At 61.1% G+C, this 19911-nt stretch carries 15 protein-coding genes; 7 read left to right on the forward strand and 8 right to left on the reverse strand.

Translation table 11 applies throughout. The annotated features are described in order from the left end of the window. Positions 1–6 precede the first annotated feature (6 nt). Together IF199_RS21155 and IF199_RS21160 are read left to right on the forward strand one after the other, a co-directional pair. Positions 7–3651 carry a transporter substrate-binding domain-containing protein gene (locus tag IF199_RS21155; protein ID WP_192558627.1) on the forward strand — a complete coding sequence of 1215 codons (3645 nt, stop codon included), beginning with the start codon at positions 7–9 and terminating at the stop codon, positions 3649–3651. A gap of 48 nt (positions 3652–3699) precedes the next feature. Then, the gene (locus IF199_RS21160; protein ID WP_192558628.1) at positions 3700–6645 is read left to right on the forward strand and encodes an HD domain-containing phosphohydrolase; all 2946 of its coding nucleotides are present in this window, start codon (positions 3700–3702) and stop codon (positions 6643–6645) included. Here IF199_RS21160 and IF199_RS21165 read toward each other — a convergent pair whose 3' ends face one another. Both IF199_RS21165 and IF199_RS21170 read right to left on the reverse strand, forming a co-directional pair. Continuing rightward, positions 6646–7128, reverse strand: a complete 483-nt coding sequence (locus IF199_RS21165) for a GAF domain-containing protein (protein ID WP_085710746.1) — start codon at positions 7126–7128, stop codon at positions 6646–6648. Then, positions 7125–8015 (reverse strand): ATP-binding protein, encoded by an 891-nt coding sequence (locus IF199_RS21170; protein ID WP_096821083.1) that lies wholly within the window; start codon positions 8013–8015, stop codon positions 7125–7127. The genes IF199_RS21165 and IF199_RS21170 overlap by 4 nt, the downstream gene beginning before the upstream one ends. Positions 8016–8181: 166 nt before the next feature. Here IF199_RS21170 and IF199_RS21175 point away from each other — a divergent pair, with 166 nt between their 5' ends. Further along, positions 8182–10503 (forward strand): hybrid sensor histidine kinase/response regulator, encoded by a 2322-nt coding sequence (locus IF199_RS21175; RefSeq protein ID WP_192558629.1) that lies wholly within the window; start codon positions 8182–8184, stop codon positions 10501–10503. Here the strand turns inward: IF199_RS21175 and IF199_RS21180 are convergent. The 3 genes from IF199_RS21180 to msrB all read right to left on the reverse strand — a co-directional run bounded on the left by IF199_RS21180 (position 10487) and on the right by msrB (position 11927). Continuing rightward, complete coding sequence (locus IF199_RS21180) at positions 10487–10948, reverse strand: MarR family winged helix-turn-helix transcriptional regulator (RefSeq protein WP_192558630.1); 462 nt, start codon at positions 10946–10948, stop codon at positions 10487–10489. The two genes, IF199_RS21175 and IF199_RS21180, sit on opposite strands and share 17 nt — an antisense overlap. After that, positions 10945–11430: a glutathione peroxidase gene (locus tag IF199_RS21185; RefSeq protein WP_085730592.1), complete on the reverse strand. Its 486-nt coding sequence runs from the start codon at positions 11428–11430 to the stop codon at positions 10945–10947. The genes IF199_RS21180 and IF199_RS21185 overlap by 4 nt, the downstream gene beginning before the upstream one ends. Positions 11431–11531: 101 nt before the next feature. Then, on the reverse strand, positions 11532–11927 hold the full coding sequence (gene msrB / locus IF199_RS21190; protein WP_096821149.1) for a peptide-methionine (R)-S-oxide reductase MsrB: 396 nt from the start codon (positions 11925–11927) through the stop codon (positions 11532–11534). A 225-nt stretch (positions 11928–12152) separates the two neighbouring features. Here msrB and IF199_RS21195 point away from each other — a divergent pair, with 225 nt between their 5' ends. Further along, complete coding sequence (locus IF199_RS21195) at positions 12153–13364, forward strand: pyridoxal phosphate-dependent aminotransferase (RefSeq protein ID WP_085710751.1); 1212 nt, start codon at positions 12153–12155, stop codon at positions 13362–13364. 304 nt (positions 13365–13668) lie between these two features. Beyond that, a complete protein-coding gene (gene htpX, locus IF199_RS21200; protein WP_096821080.1) occupies positions 13669–14556 on the forward strand; it encodes a protease HtpX in 888 nt (295 codons plus the stop codon). Between the two features lie 51 nt (positions 14557–14607). Here htpX and IF199_RS21205 read toward each other — a convergent pair whose 3' ends face one another. After that, positions 14608–15264 (reverse strand): thiopurine S-methyltransferase, encoded by a 657-nt coding sequence (locus tag IF199_RS21205; RefSeq protein WP_096821079.1) that lies wholly within the window; start codon positions 15262–15264, stop codon positions 14608–14610. A 102-nt stretch (positions 15265–15366) separates the two neighbouring features. On the opposite strand from IF199_RS21205, the gene IF199_RS21210 reads away from it, so the two are divergent. Then, on the forward strand, positions 15367–16134 hold the full coding sequence (locus IF199_RS21210) for a DODA-type extradiol aromatic ring-opening family dioxygenase (RefSeq protein WP_192558631.1): 768 nt from the start codon (positions 15367–15369) through the stop codon (positions 16132–16134). A gap of 90 nt (positions 16135–16224) precedes the next feature. On the opposite strand, the gene IF199_RS21215 is transcribed toward IF199_RS21210, so the two are convergent. Further along, complete coding sequence (locus tag IF199_RS21215; protein WP_007955707.1) at positions 16225–17898, reverse strand: DEAD/DEAH box helicase; 1674 nt, start codon at positions 17896–17898, stop codon at positions 16225–16227. A 422-nt stretch (positions 17899–18320) separates the two neighbouring features. Here IF199_RS21215 and IF199_RS21220 point away from each other — a divergent pair, with 422 nt between their 5' ends. After that, the gene (locus tag IF199_RS21220; RefSeq protein WP_192558632.1) at positions 18321–19112 is read left to right on the forward strand and encodes a crotonase/enoyl-CoA hydratase family protein; all 792 of its coding nucleotides are present in this window, start codon (positions 18321–18323) and stop codon (positions 19110–19112) included. A 3-nt stretch (positions 19113–19115) separates the two neighbouring features. Here the strand turns inward: IF199_RS21220 and IF199_RS21225 are convergent, their stop codons facing one another. Beyond that, positions 19116–19871 carry a spermidine synthase gene (locus IF199_RS21225; RefSeq protein WP_096821076.1) on the reverse strand — a complete coding sequence of 252 codons (756 nt, stop codon included), beginning with the start codon at positions 19869–19871 and terminating at the stop codon, positions 19116–19118. Positions 19872–19911 lie beyond the last annotated feature (40 nt).

Here is a 19911-nt window from a genome sequence, read left to right on the forward strand (position 1 = left end):
GCCAACATGCCCAGTCGCTTGAAAACCTGCCTGATTGTATTGAGTGCATGCCTTGGTTTAAGTGCTCATGCAACAGCCACGCCCGTCACGTCACAAGACCTGGCCCTGCTCAGTCGTTCGTCCGACAAGTTGCTGCCGGTCCTGCTTGAACATTCGCAACGGGACTGGTTGCACAATCGCAATGAGTTGATTCTGGGCACGTCCGCTCCCGACTATCCGCCTTTTGACATGACCGCCAGCGGCCGCGACTACGAAGGTTTCACGGCCGATTATGCCGGGCTCATTGGCCAGACAACCCGTCTGCCGGTCAAGGTCAAGCGCTTTGCCACACGGGACGCCGCGATACGGGCATTGATCGATGGCAGCATCGACATGCTCGGTACGTCCAACGGGCTGGAGGCGGAAAACGCCGACATCGTGCTGTCCAGCCCTTACGCCATCGATCAACCGGTACTGGTCACCCGCGTCGGTGAAACCCGCTCACTGACCGATGGCCTGGCCGGCCTGCGGCTGAGCATGCTGTATCACTATCTGCCGCTGGACGAGGTCAAGGCCCTGTATCCCAAGGCCCTCATCACGTCCTATCCGTCGTACCAGAACGCAATCAACGCGGTCGCTTTCGATCAGGCGGACGTGTTTCTCGGCGACACCATTTCCACGCACTACATGATCAGCAAGGGTTATCTGAACAACATCCGCATGGCCAATTTCGGCAAGCACGAGGCCCACGGTTTCAGCTTTGCCGTTCGCCGCGACAATCCTCAACTGCTGGGCATCATCGATAGCGTGCTCAAGGCTGTCCCGGGCAGCGAGCGGGAAAACATCGCCAAACGCTGGAGTGCCGGCAGCGATACCTTGCTGACCGATCAGAAACTGCAACTGACCCATCGCGAAGAACAATGGCTGAAAAAACACCCGGTGGTGAGCGTGGTCGTCAACGAGGCCTTTGCGCCCCTGAGCTTCTTTGATACCGATGGCAACTTTCGCGGCATCAGCGCCGACCTGCTCGAACTCATCCGCCTGCGCACCGGCCTGCGCTTCGAAATCCGCCGCAGCCGCAGCGATGCCGAGATGATCAAGCAGATCGAAAACCATCAGGCCGACCTGATCGCCGCCCTGCTGCCAACCGCCCTGCGCGAGGAAACCCTCAAGTTCAGCCGCCCCTACCTTGAAAACTCCTACGTCCTGCTGACTCGAAAGGCTGCCGACAGTCCGACGCACCTGGGCCAGCTCAAGCGCAAGCGTCTGGCCATCGCCCAGGGCAACCCGATGATCGAGTACCTGCGCCGCGAGTTTCCTTACATCCAGTTGATCGAAACCCCGGACACCTTCAGTGCGGTGGCACTGCTCGACGAAGGTCAGGTCGAGGGCGCGGTGAACTCGCTGGTGATCGCCAACTATTTCATCGCCTCACACATCTTCGAGCAGCCCTTGCAGATCACCACCACCATCGGCACACGGCAGGCAGCCTTTTCCCTGGCAACCGCCCGGGACAACACGGAGCTGGGCTCGATCATCGACAAGACGCTGATGAGCATAACGCCCGAAGAACTGGGCATCATCAACGGTCGCTGGCGGGGCTACTCCAGCCTGTCGCAAGGCACCTGGCATCAGTATCGACGCTTGTTCTATCAGGTGATCGGGGGCGCCAGCCTGCTCTTGCTGCTGTCGATGCTCTGGAATGCCTACATGCGCCGCCAGATCAAACAGCGCCAATCGGCCGAACGCGCCTTGAACGATCAACTGGAGTTCATGCGTTCACTGGTCAATGGCACGCCCCACCCGATCTATGTGCGAGATCGACAGGGCCTGCTGCAAAGCTGCAACGACAGTTACCTCGAAGCCTTCAATGCCCGGCGTGAGGACGTCATCGGCAAGAGTGTGATGGAAGGTGCCCTGAACAATGCCTTCGAAGCCCGCGCCTATCAGGCCGACTATCAACGGGTGGTGACCGAGGGCAGGCCGCTGGTGCTCGACCGGCCGTTGCATATCGGCAACCGGCGCCTGACGATTTATCACTGGATCCTGCCTTACCGCGACTCCGGCGGCGATGTCCAGGGGATCATCGGCGGCTGGATCGACATCAGTGAACGTCACGAGCTGCTCGACGAACTTCGTGCTGCCAAGGAGCGCGCAGATGATGCCAACCGGGCCAAGAGCACTTTCCTGGCGACCATGAGCCACGAAATCCGCACGCCGATGAACGCGGTCATCGGCATGCTCGAACTGACACTCAAGCGCATGGACAAAGTGCATCCGGACCGCTCCAGCATCGAAACCGCCTACAGTTCGGCCAAGGATCTGCTGGGGCTGATCGGCGACATTCTGGATATCGCCCGGATCGAGTCCGGGCGCCTGAGCCTGAGCCCCGAGCGGGTCAACCTTATCGAAACCATCACCTCGGTCGTCAGGATCTTCGAAGGCCTGGCCCGGCAGAAACGGCTGACGCTGGTAATGGACGTCTCCCCTCCCGAACTCAACGTCGACGTACATCTGGATCCCTTGCGCTTCAAACAGGTGCTGTCGAACCTGATCAGCAATGCCATCAAGTTCACCGAAAAAGGCCAGATCCGGATCACGCTGCACCTGATGGCCAGCGATGTTCCTGATTGCTCGCAGGTACAACTGACGGTTCAGGACAGCGGCATCGGCATCTCTGCCGAGGATCAGCGGCGGCTGTTCGAACCTTTCGCCCAGGCCTGCCAAGGCAGGGATCGGGCAATCAGTGGCGCAGGGCTGGGACTGGTCATCAGCCGCAGCCTGTGCGAGATGATGGGAGGTCAGTTGCAATTGAGTAGCCAGCCCGGGATCGGTACACAGGTAAGTGTGTCGCTGCCGCTGGCTATCCTGCCCGCGGAAGTGACAGGCCGAAAACACGAACCGCAGATCCAGACCGCCCTTGTCCCGCTGAACGTTCTGGTGGTCGACGATCATCCGGCCAATCGCCTGCTGATGTGTCAGCAACTCGAGTTCCTGGGGCACCACTTCAGCATCGCCGAAGAAGGCCAGAGCGCACTGGATCAATGGAAAAACGGCGCATTCGATCTGGTCATCGCCGATTGCAACATGCCCGTCATGAATGGCTATGAACTGACCCGCGCGATCCGGCGCCACGAACGACTCACGCAGCGCCCCACCTGCACCGTGCTGGGGTTTACCGCCAATGCCCAACCGGAAGAGGTGCTTCGCTGCAAGCAGGCCGGCATGAACGAGTGCCTGTTCAAACCGCTGAGCCTGAGTGTCTTGAGCCAATGGGTCGACAGTGTCCGGCCAGCGCTCATTTCGCCTGCGTTCAATCTGCAAGGGTTGCACGCCCTGACAGGAGGAAACCCCGCTCAGACCCGCCGACTGCTGACCGAACTGCTCAACAGCAGTCGGCTTGACCGTCAGGATCTGCTGGCGTTGTCCCCGGGGCGGGATCACCAGGCTCTGGCCGAGATGGCGCACAAGATCAAAGGCGCCGCGCGCATTGCCCAGGCGTCACGCCTGATCGACAGTTGCGACGCTCTGGAACAGGCCTGCCTGCAAGCGTTGCCGGTGGACGAGATCAAACGCCGCTGCAAGGCGAGCAGCTTCGCCATCCTTGAACTGGAGAAGGCACTGGAGCAACAACTGACGCTGACCGACCAGAGCAGAATGACCGGGCCTTAACTATGCTTGGGCGCTGAGCAGTGTGTTTACCAACACGGAGAGTCCGCAATGCCCAGCCCACTGCGCCCGGATCAACGCCGGTTTCCTTTGCACGTGCACATCAGCGTCATGTTCACCTTTCTGCTGTTGCTCACCGGGGTCGTGCTGGGGCTGTTCAACTACCGGCAGACCACGCAGATCATTCTGTCGAGCAGCGAAAAACTGTTCGAACGCATCGAACAGGATGTACGTGTCGACCTGCAATCGACCTACGCGCCAATCCGGCACCTGCTGAGCCTGCTCGCGGACAACCCCGGGACTCAGGCCTCAACGCTTGAACAACGCCTGACGCTGCTCAAGCCGTTCAGCCAGTCACTGGCGGACAACCCGGACCTGGCCTCGTTGTATCTGGGTTACGACAACGGCGATTTCTTCATGGTGCGCCCGTTGCGCACCGCGTCACTGAGAACCTTGCTGAAAGCTCCGGATGCAGCGGCGTATCAGGTCTGGAGCATCGAACATGACGCCGATGGCGGCGTCAGATCGCAATCGCTGTTTTTCGATCAGGTGTTGTCAGCGGTGGCTCGTCACGACAATCCGGACGATGCCTACGACCCGCGCAGCCGCACCTGGTACACCCGCGCGCAGCAACAGAACGAACAAATCACCACCGAACCCTATGTGTTTTTTTCCACCCACAATGTCGGCACCACCCTCGCCCGACGCAGCAGCGTGCACGCGGTGATCGCTGCCGACCTGACCCTCGACGCACTGTCGGCGACCCTGACCAAACATGTGGTGACGCCGGCGACAGAAATCGTCCTCTTCGATGCCGAAGGCAACGCCGTGGCCTATCCCGACAGCAGCCGGCTGATCGTCGATGACCGCACCGCGCGCCTGGCCAAGGCGGCTGACCTGAGCCCGAGCCTGCATGCCCTGCTGTCGGCCGATCATCAGGGCAAACGCCTGAAAGCTGACGGACGACGCTGGATCGTCGCCCGCAGCAGCCTGCAGGAAGGCGGCCCGAAAGGTTTGCAGATGGCCTTGCTGGTGCCGGAGGACGAGTTACTGGTCGATGCCTATCGCATGCGCTGGCAAGGTGCGCTGATCACCCTTGCCACCCTGTTGTTGTGCCTGCCGCTGGGCTGGCTGATCTCGCGGATTCTGGTCAAGCCGCTGCATGCACTGGTCAAGGAAGCCGATGCCATCCGCAGTTTCGATTTCAACTTTCCCGTGACCCGTCGCTCGCCGGTGCTGGAGGTCGATCAGTTGAGCCTGTCGATGGCGCGGATGAAGGACACCCTGGCCAGCTTCTTTCGCATCACCGACAGCCTGACCGCCGAAACCCGGTTCGCCCCGCTGCTGCAACGGGTGTTGTTCGAAACGGTGCAGATTGCCCAGGCCCAGGCCGGCCTGATCTACCTGCGCGAAAGTGATGGCAACCGCATGGAACCTTACGGGCTGGTGGTCGACGGCACTTCCCGGCCGCTGGCAGCGTTCGATATTCAAGGCCACAACCTTGATACCGCGCAGGGTCCCGAATGGTTCGAGCAACTGGCGCATGCCAACAACGTGGTCAGCAACCTCGGCTTCGAACAGGCCGCCGACCTGCAAAAGGTCCTGCTGGCCATGGACACGCCGCGCGTCCACCTGATCGGGATCCGCCTGCACAACCAGCACAACGAAACAATCGGCCTGCTGGTGTTGCTGATCAATGACAGCGGCACCCCGGCCGACCTGGAGAAGCTGCGACCCGACCGCATCGCGTTCCTGCAAGCGGTGTCCGGTGCGGCGGCGGTGAGTATCGAGAGCCAACGTCTGCAAGCCCGGCAGAAACAACTGCTGGATGCGTTCATTCAACTGCTCGCCGGCGCCATCGATGCCAAGAGCCCTTATACCGGCGGGCATTGCCAACGCGTGCCGGAACTGACCCTGATGCTCGCCCACGCCGCCGCGGCCAGCGAGGCCCCCGCCTTCAGCGACTACCAGCCCAGTGAGGACGAATGGGAAGCCTTGCACATCGCCGCGTGGCTGCACGACTGCGGCAAAGTCACGACGCCGGAATACGTCGTCGACAAAGCCACCAAACTGGAAACCCTGAACGATCGCATCCATGAAGTCCGCACCCGGTTCGAAGTGCTCAAGCGCGACGCGTGGATCAGCTACTGGCAAGCCCTGGCGTCGGGTGGCGACGAACGACAACTGGCCAGCCTGCGCGACGCGACGCTGACAGCGCTGGATGATGACTTCAGTTTTGTCGCCCGCTGCAATCTGGGCAGTGAGGCCATGGCCGACGCCGACCTTCAGCGTCTTGAGGGCATTGCGCAGCGCACCTGGACACGTACGCTGGATGATCGCCTGGGCGTGTCCTGGGAGGAAAACCGGCGCCAGGCACGCACATCGGCGCCCACCCTTCCGGTCAGCGAAAGGTTACTGGCGGACAAGCCCGAGCATCTGCTCGAACGTGCCGACAGCGAACTGATTCCGGAAGACAACCCATGGGGGTTCAAACTCGACGTCCCGCGCTACAAATACAACCGTGGCGAGCTGTACAACCTGAGCATTCCTCGTGGCACGCTGACCCGAGAGGAGCGTTACATCATCAACCACCACATGGTGCAGACGATCCTGATGCTCAGTCATCTGCCCTTCCCCGGGCATCTGAACAACGTGGCGGAGATTGCCGGCGGCCATCACGAAAAAATGGACGGCACCGGTTATCCGAAACGTTTGAAACGCGAGGAGATGAGCCTGCCGGCACGGATGATGGCGATTGCCGACATCTTCGAAGCGCTGACCGCCGCCGACCGCCCGTACAAAAAGGCCAAGACCCTCAGCGAAGCGCTGGGAATCATGGCCACCATGTGCCGCGAGGCACATATCGATGCCGAGCTGTTCGGCCTGTTCATCCGCGAAGGCCTGTATCTGCAATACGCCAGCCGTTTCCTCGACCCGCAACAGATCGATGCTGTCGACCCTGCCGGCGTGCTGCGCAAGGCCGGTCTTGCGGCGTGATCAGCAGTCGGTCAGGCGTAGGAAGATCGCCGCCAGTCGTTCGATACCAGCCTGATCGTCTGCGCCGAAACGCGAAAGCTTCGGGCTGTCGAGGTCGAGTACGCCAATCAGCCGACCATCCTTGACCAACGGCACCACCAGTTCGCTGTTCGACGCGCTGTCACAGGCGATGTGGCCGGGGAACGCGTGAACGTCTTCGACCCGTTGTGTCTGCAGACTGGCCGCCGCCGCGCCACACACACCGCGACCGAACGGAATGCGTACGCAAGCGATCTGGCCCTGGAACGGGCCGAGCACCAGCTCTTCATTGCGATTGAGGTAGAAACCGGCCCAGTTCAGATCATCGAGCTGGTTGAACAGGAACGCCGAAAACTGCGCGGCGTTGGCGATGAAATCGCGCTCGTCCGCCAGCAGCGACTCCAATTGCGCGGCCAACATGCCATAGCCTTCGAGGCCCTGGCCGCTCTGTTGCAAATCAATCATGCCTTGTGCTCCAGCAATTTCAGTCCCACCCAGTAACGGGCGAATTGGTACGCGCAACGTCCGTTGCGGTTGCCACGGCCGGTCGCCCAGCGCACGGCGAGAATGTCCAGTTGTTCGTCGCGCTGCCAGCTCAGGCCGGCCTTGGCGGCCAACTGGCCGATCCAGTGTTCGACGACGTTGAGGAAATGTTCCTGGGTGAACGGATAGAACGACAGCCACAGACCGAAGCGATCCGACAGGGCGATCTTGTCTTCCACCGCTTCGCTCGGGTGCAGTTCGCCATCGACGCGCTTCCAGTTTTCGTTGTCGCTTTCCTTTTCCGGCACCAGATGGCGACGGTTGGAGGTGGCGTACAGCAACACATTGTCCGGCGCCTGCTCCAGCGAGCCATCCAGCACGCTTTTCAGCACCCGGTAATCACCTTCGCCGGACTCGAACGACAGGTCATCGCAAAACAGCACGAAACGTTGCGGCAGTTTGCCGATCTGCTCCACCACCCGTGGCAGGTCGGCCAGGTGATCGCGTTCGATCTCGATCAGACGCAGACCAGCCTTGGCGTGCTCGGCCAGCAGCGCCCGTACCAGCGAGGATTTACCGGTACCGCGCGAACCCCAGAGCAACGCATGGTTGGCCGGCATGCCGTCGAGGAACTGCTGGGTATTTCGGCCCAGTTGCTCCAGTTGCCGATCGACACCGATCAAGTCCGACAGACGCATGTCGAGGCTGACTTCCAGCGGCAGCAGATAGCCGCTGCGACCGTCACGCTGCCAGCGTGCGGCCAGGCAAGTGCCCCAGTCGATGACCGGGCGTGGTGCAGGCAGCAGCGGTTCGATCCGCGCCAGAACCGACTCGGCGCGCTCAAGAAAAGCATTCAATCGGGAATCCACGTCTTCTCCTCGGGCTGGTTCACAGTAATGATGGCGATACAGCGACGACCGATAGCGTTCGACACCCGCCCCGGCCCTTGTTACAAGGCGATTCGGGAACCACGGTATCCATACATGATCGACTATGCTTGAGCAGCGAAGGGAAACGGAAGTGGTTCAACACCCCATGGATATCAAATTCACCCACCGGCTGTCATACAAACAGGCCCGGCTTACCGTGCTGGTCGGGTTCATTCTGGGCACGCTGCTCAGCCTGCTGCAAATCGGCATCGATTATGCCAGTGAAGACGCCTCCATCAACCGTGAAATCCTGTCTTTGCTGGAAATCAGCCATAACCCGGCCTCGCGTATCGCCTATAACATCGATGCCGAGCTGGCCCAGGAACTCACGCTGGGCCTGCTGCGCTCGCCGGCCATCATTTCCGCACAACTGACCGACAACAATCAGACGGTTCTGGCCAGCGTGAAGCGCCCGGAGCTGCAAAACGGCTATCGGTTGATCAGCGACTTTCTGTTCGGCGCCAAACGCGAGTTCGAAGATCGGCTCTATCTCGACCATTTGCCCAACGAATCCCTCGGCACCCTGAGCCTGGAAGTCGACACCTATGCCTTCGGCAGCCGCTTCCTGCGTCGAGCCGAAGTCACGCTGCTCAACGGTTTTGCCCGCAGCCTGATCCTGACCGGCATCCTGCTGGCGCTGTTCTACGTGATGCTGACCAAGCCCCTGGTGCGGGTGATCCGTGAACTCAGCGGGCGCGATCCGCGCAGTGCCGAACCGACCACGCTTGAATGTCCGAGTGGACACGCCAACGATGAGATCGGCGTGCTGGTGAAGGTCGCCAACCAGCAGTTCGAGAACATCGCCACGGAAATCCAGCAACGGCGCACCGCGGAAAACCGCCTCACCGACTACCTCGCTCAACTCGAAGACATCGTGTCGGCACGCACCGCCGAACTGAAAGCCATCAACGCCCGCCTCAGCCAGTCCAACGAGGAACTGGAGGTCGCCCGCAGCACCGCACTGGACATGGCAGAGGCCCGCTCGGCGTTCCTTGCCAACATGAGCCACGAGATCCGCACCCCGCTCAACGGCCTGCTGGGCATGATCGCGCTGTCCCTCGACGGCCCGCTCAATGGCGAACAGCAGCAACAACTGTCCATTGCCCACGACTCGGGCAAAGTGCTGGTGGAGTTGCTCAACGATATTCTCGACCTGTCGAAATTCGATGCCGGGCAACTGGAACTCGAACACATCCCGTTCGACCTCGGCTCGTTGATCGAAGACACCGCCAACCTGCTGTCGCAGAACGCCGCGCCAAGCGTGGAGCTGACGTGCCTGATCGATCCGCACTTTCCGGCGCTGGTGCTCGGAGACCCGACACGGGTCAGGCAGATCGTCAGCAACCTGCTGTCCAACGCCCTGAAATTCACCCGTTTTGGTCGGGTCGATGTGCGTTTGTCGACCTGGAAGGATGGCGTGCGCATCGAGGTCTGCGATACCGGCATCGGTATCGCCCAGGAAGCCCAGGTGAAGATTTTCCAGCCCTTCACCCAGGCCGGGGCCGGTATCACCCGCCAGTACGGCGGCACCGGGCTGGGCCTGGCCTTGACCTACAACCTGTGCGAGGCCATGCAGGGGCGCCTGACGATCAGTTCCGAAGTCGGTTTCGGCAGTCAGTTCTGTGCCGAACTGCCGTTGCCCTGCCACACCCGCGCGGTCATCCCGGCCCCGTTGCATGGCAGCGTGCTCGCCATCACCACTGCGGCCAGCGGCCTGTCAGAGCTGCTGGGCAGTCTGTTGCCGGTCTGGGGTCTGTCGTACGAACAGCGCACGATTGAAGCGTCACTCCTCGGCCCGTCACCGGACATCATCATCACCGATTGCCCCGAATGCCTGTTTGGCCTGCGCCCGACCATGACCGCACCGATTCTGCTGGTGACGGCCTACGGCAGTTTCATGCCGGGCGAAGAAGCTGCGGCCCTTGCCCCGCTACAGCAGCAGGCGCGTCCCCTGGCACGCAACGCGCTGTATCAGAATCTGCGCAGAACCCTGCAACCGGACATCACCACCATCGACCGTGCGCGTCTTGAAAGCGTGCCATCTCAGCGTCGCGGGCGGGTGTTGCTGGTGGAGGACAACCCGGTCAACCAACTGGTGGCCAAGGGCATGCTCGGCAAACTTGGTTGCGAGGTAGTGGTGGCGGCCCATGGCGCAGAAGCGCTGGATCAGCTGGAACACCATGAGTTCGATCTGGTGCTGATGGACTGCAACATGCCGGTGATGGACGGTTACGAAGCAAGCCGGCAGATCCGTCAGAGCGGTCGCTGGCCACACTTGCCGATCGTGGCGTTGACGGCCAACGCCATGTCCGAGGAACGGGAGCGCTGCCGGGCGGCGGGCATGAGTGACTACCTGGCCAAACCGTTCCGTCGCGAAGAACTGGCAGCGCTGCTGGATCAGTGGATACCGACTACGACAGCGCTTTGATTTGCCCCAGCAGATGATCGAGCCCGGTACGCAGTTCGTTGAGACGATCCAGGTCCACGCCACTGTCGCACAGCAACCGGTCCTTCAAAGGCCCGACCTGCTCGCGCAGCGCCTGGCCCTGAAGCGTGAGGCTCAGGTGAACCTCACGCTCGTCCCGCGCCGAACGTTGGCGCTGCACCAGTTGCAGTTGCTCCAGACGCTTGAGCAGCGGCGTCAGCGTCCCGGAATCCAGCGCCAGACGCTCGCCCAGTGCCTTGACGGTCGGTTGTTCCGGCGCCGCGCCCTGCCATTCCCACAGCACCAGCATCGCCAGGTATTGCGGGTAGGTCAGGCCGAGCTGATCGAGCATCGGCTTGTAGGCACGAATCACGGCCCGGGACGCGGCGTACAGCTTGAAGCACAACTGACTGTCGAGCTTCAGCGCATCGGCTGACAGATCGTTCATTTGAGCAGGGCTTCGATCTCGCGGCTCAGGTCCTGCGGCTTGGTGGCCGGGGCGAAGCGCTTGACCAACTGGCCGTCCTTGCCGATCAGGAATTTGGTGAAGTTCCACTTGATGCCCTGGGAACCCAGTACACCCGGCGCGCGCTTCTTCAACTGCACGAACAGCGGATGCGCACCGTTGCCGTTGACTTCGATCTTCTTGAACAGCGGGAAGCTGACGCCGTAATTGAGCTCGCAGAACTCGCTGATCGCACCCTCGTTGCCGGGTTCCTGCTTGCCGAACTGGTTGCACGGAAAGCCCAGCACCACCAGCCCCTGATCCTTGTAGGTCTGCCACAGCTCTTCAAGGCCCTTGTATTGCGGGGTGAAGCCGCACTTGCTGGCAGTGTTGACCACCAGCACCGCTTTGCCGGCGAAATCGGCCAGGGTCTTTTGCTCACCCTTGATGGTGGTGCACGGGATGGTCAGCAGGTTATCGCTCATGGTGCGCACTCTGGAAAGTTGAGAAGCTGTAAAAATAGCGAGCAATTGAATTGTGTGCAATTTAATTATCCGAAAGGCGATCCAGGGATCGCCCGCATCGGTTATTCGCGCGGCACCAGGTCCAGGCACACCGAGTTGATGCAGTAACGCAGACCGGTCGGCGGAGGGCCGTCGGGGAACACGTGACCCAGATGCGCATCGCATCGGGCGCATTTCACTTCGGTGCGGATCATGCCGTGGCTGGTGTCACGGATTTCGGTCATCGCGCTCTCGCCGATCGGCGCGTAGAAGCTCGGCCAGCCGCAACCGGAGTCGAATTTGGTCTTGGAATCGAACAACGGCTCATTGCAGCAGATGCAGTGATAGACACCGTCGGTCTTGGTGGCGTTGTATTTGCCCGAGAACGGTCGCTCGGTGGCACTGAGACGACACACGTTGTATTGCTCCGGGTCGAGCATCGCGCGCCATTCTTCCAGGGTCTTTTCAATCTTTTCCATCATCACACCTCAGCGGCTGAAAAAGCCCGATCTGTACCTTTTCCACGGATCGGGCGGCACGTATGATTGCGCCTCGTCACACGCCAGTCTGGCAGCGGGATCCTGCGCATTCAAACGGATTGTTGGAAACCGCCGCTCAAGACGCTTGCCTGTGTGAAGACGCAGGATTCCCAGCACGGTTGTCCATTCGCCGCCTGGATCGTTCATTTTCGGGATCACATCGCCATGCAGTTCAGCAAATCGAACAAGCTCGCCAACGTCTGCTACGACATTCGCGGCCCAGTGCTCAAGCACGCCAAACGCCTGGAAGAGGAAGGCCATCGCATCCTCAAGCTGAACATCGGCAACCCGGCGCCCTTTGGTTTCGAAGCGCCGGACGAAATTCTCCAGGATGTGATCCGCAACCTGCCGACCGCCCAGGGCTACAGCGACTCCAAAGGCCTGTTCAGCGCGCGCAAGGCCGTGATGCAGTACTACCAGCAGAAGCAGGTCGAAGGTGTCGGCATCGAAGACATCTACCTGGGCAACGGCGTATCCGAGCTGATCGTGATGTCGTTGCAGGCACTGCTCAACAACGGCGACGAAGTGCTGGTGCCGGCGCCGGACTATCCGCTGTGGACCGCTGCCGTGAGCCTGGCCGGTGGTAACGCGGTGCACTACCTGTGCGACGAAGGCGCCGACTGGTTCCCGGACCTGGCCGACATGAAGGCCAAGATCACCCCGAACACCAAGGCCATGGTGATCATCAACCCGAACAACCCGACCGGCGCGGTGTATTCGAAGGAAGTGTTGCTGGGCATGCTGGAACTGGCTCGCCAGCACAACCTGGTGGTGTTCTCCGACGAAATCTACGACAAGATTCTTTACGACGACGCCGTGCACATCTGCACCGCTTCGCTGGCGCCGGACCTGCTGTGCCTGACCTTCAACGGTCTGTCGAAGTCGTATCGCGTGGCGGGTTTCCGTTCCGGCTGGATCGCCATTTCCGGGCCGAAACACAACGCCCACAGCTACATCGAAGGCATCGACATGCTGGCCAACATGCGCCTGTGTGCCAACGTGCCGAGCCAGCACGCGATCCAGACCGCCCTCGGCGGCTATCAGAGCATCAACGACCTGGTGCTGCCGCAAGGTCGCCTGCTGGAACAGCGCAACCGCACCTGGGAGTTGCTCAACGACATTCCCGGCGTGAGCTGCGTGAAGCCGATGGGCGCCCTGTATGCCTTCCCGAAGATCGACCCGAAGATCTGCCCGATCCACAACGACGAGAAATTCGTCCTCGACCTGCTGCTGTCCGAGAAGCTGCTGGTGGTTCAGGGCACGGCCTTCAACTGGCCGTGGCCGGATCACTTCCGTGTCGTGACCCTGCCGCGTGTCGATGACCTGGACATGGCCATCGGGCGCATCGGCAACTTCCTCAAGTCCTACCGCCAGTAACCGGCGATCCGTGCGCAACGAGCCTTTCGTTGCGCACTGTCTGATTCAGCAACACTTCTGCCCCGCCCCCTTCCGTACGCCTTCTACACTGTCGATTCGTACCGATCACATGCGCCTGATGCAATGCCGGTGGGTGGCGCGCGACTGTCATCCTTGTCGTCTTCAGGGGTGGGAATTGTCCCGCACACCGGAGAATCCGATGTAGGACACAGTTTGAAATAGTCACTCGGTTGAATCGCCCGGTGCCGCACCTTATATACCCCGCAGTACGCTACATCTTTAGCTTGAGGAGATTTCTACAACCATGATGCGCATCCTGCTGTTTTTGGCCACTAACCTGGCGGTCGTGCTGATAGCCAGCATCACCCTGAGCCTGTTCGGCTTCAACGGGTTCATGGCGGCCAACGGGGTTGACCTCAACCTCAGTCAGCTGCTGGTCTTCTGTGCCGTCTTTGGTTTCGCCGGTTCGCTGTTCTCGCTGTTCATCTCCAAGTGGATGGCGAAGATGAGCACGAGCACCCAAGTCATCACCCAGCCGCGCACCCGCCACGAGCAATGGCTGATGCAAACCGTCGAGCAACTGTCCCGCGAAGCCGGGATCAAGATGCCCGAAGTCGGGATTTTCCCGGCCTACGAAGCGAACGCCTTCGCCACCGGCTGGAACAAGAACGACGCGCTGGTCGCGGTCAGCCAGGGCTTGCTGGAGCGTTTCTCTCCGGATGAAGTGAAAGCCGTTCTGGCCCACGAAATCGGCCACGTGGCCAACGGTGATATGGTCACCCTGGCACTGGTCCAGGGCGTGGTGAACACCTTCGTGATGTTCTTCGCGCGGATCATCGGCAACTTCGTGGACAAGGTGATCTTCAAGAACGAGGAAGGCCAGGGCATCGCGTATTACATCGCGACCATCTTTGCCGAACTGGTTCTGGGCATCCTGGCCAGCGCGATCGTGATGTGGTTCTCGCGCAAACGGGAATTCCGTGCCGACGAAGCCGGCGCGCGCCTGGCCGGTACCAGCGCGATGATCGGCGCTCTGCAACGCCTGCGTGCCGAACAAGGTCTGCCGGTGCACATGCCCGACACCCTGAACGCCTTTGGCATCAACGGTGGCATCAAACAAGGGTTCGCCCGCATGTTTATGAGCCACCCGCCGCTGGAAGAGCGTATCGACGCCCTGCGTCGTCGCGGCTGATCAGCCCGGCTAAAAAAAGGCCCGCAGTGATGCGGGCCTTTTTTGTGCCTGTTACTGGCCAGTCAGCCGGTACACACGCTCTTCCAGGCGCGTCACTCCCGCCTGCAGGAACTTCCCGCTTTCGCTCAACACGTCCTGTTCTTCCAGCGCCTGCACCTGCCAGCCGCCACCGAACAGACGCTGCACCTCGGCATCTTCCACTGCAAACGGCGGTCCGGGCATTTGCGCCTGATCATAATCCAGCGTGATCAGCAAACCGCGTACGCCTGCCGGCAAGATATTCTGCAAGTGCGACGCGTAGCGCTCACGCATCGGCGCCGGCAAGGCGATCAGCGCCGCGCGGTCATACAGTGCCGTGCATTCGGCCACATCGCTCGCGGACAAGGCGAAGAAATCCCCGCACCACAACTCGATCGCCCCGGCCCGATAAACCTTGAAGCCGCCCTCTTCGCTGATCTGCGGCTGCAATTGCTGTTCACGGAAGAAGTCTTCGACAGCCCTCTGCGACAGCTCGACGCCGAGAACCCGATGCCCACGACCGGCCAGCCACAACAGATCCAGGCTTTTCCCGCACAACGGCACCAGCACACGCGCCTGCGCCGGGATCGCCAGATCGGGCCAATGCCGTTGCAAATACGGGTTCACCTCGGGTTGGTGAAAGCCGATCTGGTTCGATTCCCACTTCTTGTGCCAAAACTCCGGCTGCATGGTTCCTCCTAAGAATTCGATCAAAAAGCGTTAAAACTTATATTGGAATTAGATCAATGAACTGACTGAAGATGAACCATCTTAACGCTCAGGAACCCTTCCATGCTTCCCAGCCTGTTTATCTCTCACGGCTCGCCCATGCTCGCACTGGAACCCGGCGCCAGTGGCCCGGCCTTGGCGCGTCTGGCCGCCGAACTGCCGCGTCCGAAAGCCATCGTCATCGTTTCCGCCCACTGGGAAAGCCATGAGCTGCTGGTCAGCAGCCATCCGCAACCGGAAACCTGGCACGATTTCGGCGGCTTCCCCCGTGCATTGTTTGAAGTGCAGTACCCCGCACCGGGCAATCCGCAATTGGCGCAAGAGGTCGCCGAACGGCTGACCGCCAACAACCTGCCCGCGCGTCTCGACCCGCAACGACCGTTCGACCATGGCGTGTGGGTGCCGCTGTCGCTGATGTATCCGCAAGCCGACATCCCGGTGGTTCAGGTTTCCCTGCCCAGCCGTGGCGGCCCGGCGTTGCAGACCCGCGTCGGCCAGGCGCTGGCCAGCCTGCGCGGCCAGGGCATTCTGTTGATCGGATCCGGCAGCATCACCCATAACCTGCGTGAACTGGACTGGCATGCCGGCCCGGAAAGCGTCGAGCCGTGGGCCCGGGACTTCCGTGACTGGATTATCGAGAAGCTGGCGGCCAATGATGAAGCCGCCCTGCACGATTACCGCCAGCAAGCGCCAAACGCCGTGCGCAGCCATCCGAGCGACGAGCATCTGTTGCCGCTGTACTTCGCTCGCGGCGCCGGCGGTGAGTTCAGCATTGCGCACCAAGGGTTCACCATGGGCGCGCTGGGCATGGACATCTACCGCTTCGGCTGACGAGTTCGTTCCCACCTCAAATCGCAGGCATAAAAAATCCCCGAACCAGTCGGGGATTTTTTATGTTCGATCAATCAGCCCAAGGGCGGATCAATCTTCGCGGTAGCGACGCAGCTTCAACTGCTTACCGGCAACGCGAGTGTCCTTCAGCTTGGTCAGGAGTTTATCCAGACCATCTTCCGGCAGCTCGACGAGGCTGAAGCTGTCACGCACCTGGATGCGACCGATGGCTTCACGTGCCAGACCACCTTCGTTGAGGATGGCGCCCAGCAGGTTTTTCGCCGCGATACCGTCACGCGCGCCCAGCGCGGTACGGCAACGGGCACGGCCTTCGCCCAGTGGCATCGGAGCACGACGCTCGCGATCACCACGGTCCGGACGATCACCGGAACGCTCAGGACGGTCGCCACGTGGAGCGCTGTTCGGCACCAGTGGACGTTCCTTCTCGATCGCTGCCAGGTTCAGCGCCTGACCATTGGTGGCCTTGCGCAGCAGAGCGGCAGCCAGGGCACGCGGGGTGCAACCGATGTCGGCGGTCAGGCGATCCAGCAGATCACCGTGAGTCGATTCGGCGTCAGCCACCAGCGGCGACAGGCTGTTGGTCAGTTTCTTGATGCGGGCATCGAGAACGGCCTGGGCGTCCGGCAGACGCACTTCGGCAACTTTCTGACCGGTTACACGCTCGATCACTTGCAGCATGCGGCGCTCACGTGGAGTCACCAGCAGCAGCGCGCGGCCTTCGCGACCGGCACGGCCGGTACGGCCGATACGGTGCACGTAGGATTCCGGATCGTACGGCATGTCCACGTTGAATACGTGGGTGATGCGCGGTACGTCCAGACCACGGGCGGCTACGTCGGTCGCCACAACGATGTCCAGACGGCCATCTTTCAGCGAGTCGATGACGCGCTCACGCTGGTTCTGGGCGATGTCGCCGTTCAACGCTGCGGCTTTGTAGCCTTTGGCGTCGAGGGCGCTGGCCAGATCCAGGGTCGCTTGCTTGGTGCGCACGAACATGATCAGAGCGTCGAAATCTTCCACTTCCAGCAAGCTGAGAACGGCAGAGGTCTTCTGGTCAGCGTGAACCAACAGGTGAGCCTGTTCGATCGCGGTAACGGTCTGGGTCTTGCTCTGGATCTTCACGTGCTTTGGATCGCGCAGGTGACGCTCGGCGATGGCACGGATCGATTGCGGCAGGGTAGCCGAGAACAATACGGTCTGACGGGTTTCCGGCATGGCCTTGAAGATGACTTCGAGGTCGTCCATGAAGCCCAGTTTGAGCATTTCGTCTGCTTCGTCGAGAACCAGGTGGTTCACGGTCTGCAGCACTTTTTCGTCGCGACGCAGGTGGTCGCACAGACGGCCCGGAGTGGCGACAACGATCTGTGCGCCATTACGGATTGCTTTCAATTGTGGGCCCATCGGCGCGCCGCCGTAGACAGCCACAACAGTTACGCCCGGCATTTGCTTGGCGTAGGTTTCGAAAGCGGTTGCAACTTGTAGCGCCAACTCACGAGTTGGGGCCAGGATCAGAGCTTGCGGCTCGCGCTTGGACGGATCAATGCGGTGCAGGATAGGCAGGGCAAAGGCAGCGGTTTTACCGGTACCGGTTTGCGCCTGACCAATCATATCGTGACCGGCGAGGATGATCGGGATCGACTGCTGCTGAATGGCCGAAGGCTCTTCATAGCCGGTAGCGACTACTGCAGCGACAATATTGGGATGAAGTTCAAGAGCGGCGAAGCCGCCGATTTCCTGGGTCATGGGTCTGCCTCTAAGTGCATCCGCAAAGACCCATGCTCCAAAGCTGCACATGCCGTGTTGAGACTCAAGAGTCGCCCTGGCAGCTTTGTCGGCGGGGATTTGCGAAAACGAATGAATGAAAAAGAATCGTCAAGGAAGAGCCCGCAGTGCGGACGTGCAGCCGAAGCTGACTTCGGGGAATTGCGCTACCTAAACGCGGCCCGGTTAAAGGCCGGCGCGCACTATACCGGAATTTGCCAAAAAAGGGAGCTTTTTTTATCGATGAAATACAGTTGTCACCGCTGTGTAACGGGGTTTTGCGGATAATCGGGCAAAGGTCTATTTTTCAAAGACCCCGGCCCTGCGGGCGATGGCGCTTAAACGATTCACCGACGTGCGGCATCTGGTCGCTGCACCCTTTCTTCCCGTCCGAGGAAACACCCATGAATCAGCCCTGCCCCGGCCGCGTCAGCCGTGCGCGCCACGGTCACGTCCATTTGATTGGCCTGGACCGTGCAGCCAAGCGCAATGCTTTCGATCTGGATCTGCTCAATGACCTGGCCCTGGCCTACGGTGAATTCGAGGCCGACAGCGACGCGCGGGTGGCCGTGGTGTTCGGGCATGGTGAGCATTTCACCGCCGGGCTCGACCTGGTCAACGTCAGTTCCGCCCTCGCCCAGGGCTGGCAGGTGCCGCCCGGCGGTTGCGATCCGTGGGGCGTATTTGTCGGGCCACGGGTCAGCAAACCGGTGATCGTCGCCGCGCAAGGCTATTGCCTGACCATCGGTATCGAGCTGATGCTCGCCGCCGACATCAACCTGTGCGCCAGCAACACCCGATTCGCGCAGATGGAAGTGCAGCGCGGGATCTTTCCGTTCGGCGGTGCGACGTTGCGCTTTCATCAGATAGCCGGCTGGGGCAATGCCATGCGCTGGCTGCTGACTGGCGACGAGTTTGATGCCCATGATGCGTTGCGCCTGGGCCTGGTGCAGGAAGTCATGGCCAGTGAAGATTTGCTGCCACGCGCCATCGAACTGGCCGAACGAATCGCCCGACAGGCGCCGCTGGGGGTGCAGGCGACGCTGATGTCGGCACGCCAGGCGCGCTATGAAGGCGAGACTGCAGCGGCGCAGAGCTTGCCGCCGCTGGTGAAGAAATTGCTGGCCAGTGAGGATGCCAAGGAAGGCGTGCGCTCGCTGGTGGAGCGCAGACCGGGGGTCTTCAAAGGCATTTGAGGCTCAGGTCGCCGGGCGAATAGCCTTGATCAACGACTGCAACGAGTAACCCAGCTTCGGCGCCAGCGCTTCAGCCCGAGCGGTGAGCGCCTGCATGTCCAGCACCTGATCGAGATCCGCCGGCACAATCAGAATCACGTTGCCCTCCTTCACCGGCAGTTCCCAGTAATGCCGGTGATAGAGCCCGCGCAACAGCGCCGCCCCCAGAGGCTTGCCGTCATCGGTGGCCCACTGGTTGATCACCAGCCAGCCGCCAGGATTCAGACGTTTCTGACAGTCGCCGAGGAAATTCCACGCAAGGTGCGCGGCACCCGGGCCAACGTCAGTGTAGAGGTCGACGAAGATCAGATCCGCCGGTTCGGCCGTCGGCAGCAGTTCGATTGCATCGCCAACGCGGATATACAGCCGCGGATCGTCATCGAGACCGAGGTATTCGATGGCCAGACGCGGCACATCCGGGCGCAACTCGATGGCTTCGACATCTTCCAGCGGCAGGAACTTGAGGCAGGCCTGGGTCAGCGTGCCGGCGCCAAGACCGAGAAACAGTGCGCTCTCCGGTTGCTCATGGCACAACGCGCCAATCAGCATCGCCCGGGTGTAGTCGTACTCCAGCCAGCTCGGGTCGGCGGTAAACACGCAGCTTTGCTCGATGGCGTCGCCGAACTCCAGAAAGCGGTAGTCGGCCACTTCCAGCACACGAATCACGCCGAACTCATCCTGTACCTCGGCGAGCAACAGCTCGACGCGCTCCTCAGTCATTTCGTCTCCTGGTGGTCACCGGGCGCGGTGACGCGATGGC

It is taken from the genome of Pseudomonas allokribbensis (assembly GCF_014863605.1).
Lineage (GTDB): Bacteria > Pseudomonadota > Gammaproteobacteria > Pseudomonadales > Pseudomonadaceae > Aquipseudomonas > Aquipseudomonas allokribbensis.

Bases quoted from the DNA above. Each gene is read 5' to 3' on its own strand.
- IF199_RS21225 (WP_096821076.1), bottom strand. From the start codon at position 19,871: ATGACTGAGGAGCGCGTCGAGCTGTTGCTCGCCGAGGTACAGGATGAG.
- IF199_RS21175 (WP_192558629.1), top strand. From the start codon at position 8,182: ATGGATATCAAATTCACCCACCGGCTGTCATACAAACAGGCCCGGCTT.
- IF199_RS21210 (WP_192558631.1), top strand. From the start codon at position 15,367: ATGCTTCCCAGCCTGTTTATCTCTCACGGCTCGCCCATGCTCGCACTG.
- IF199_RS21155 (WP_192558627.1), top strand. From the start codon at position 7: ATGCCCAGTCGCTTGAAAACCTGCCTGATTGTATTGAGTGCATGCCTT.
- IF199_RS21185 (WP_085730592.1), bottom strand. From the start codon at position 11,430: ATGAGCGATAACCTGCTGACCATCCCGTGCACCACCATCAAGGGTGAG.
- IF199_RS21195 (WP_085710751.1), top strand. From the start codon at position 12,153: ATGCAGTTCAGCAAATCGAACAAGCTCGCCAACGTCTGCTACGACATT.
- IF199_RS21160 (WP_192558628.1), top strand. From the start codon at position 3,700: ATGCCCAGCCCACTGCGCCCGGATCAACGCCGGTTTCCTTTGCACGTG.
- IF199_RS21220 (WP_192558632.1), top strand. From the start codon at position 18,321: ATGAATCAGCCCTGCCCCGGCCGCGTCAGCCGTGCGCGCCACGGTCAC.
- htpX (WP_096821080.1), top strand. From the start codon at position 13,669: ATGATGCGCATCCTGCTGTTTTTGGCCACTAACCTGGCGGTCGTGCTG.
- IF199_RS21215 (WP_007955707.1), bottom strand. From the start codon at position 17,898: ATGACCCAGGAAATCGGCGGCTTCGCCGCTCTTGAACTTCATCCCAAT.
- IF199_RS21205 (WP_096821079.1), bottom strand. From the start codon at position 15,264: ATGCAGCCGGAGTTTTGGCACAAGAAGTGGGAATCGAACCAGATCGGC.
- IF199_RS21165 (WP_085710746.1), bottom strand. From the start codon at position 7,128: ATGATTGATTTGCAACAGAGCGGCCAGGGCCTCGAAGGCTATGGCATG.
- msrB (WP_096821149.1), bottom strand. From the start codon at position 11,927: ATGGAAAAGATTGAAAAGACCCTGGAAGAATGGCGCGCGATGCTCGAC.
- IF199_RS21180 (WP_192558630.1), bottom strand. From the start codon at position 10,948: ATGAACGATCTGTCAGCCGATGCGCTGAAGCTCGACAGTCAGTTGTGC.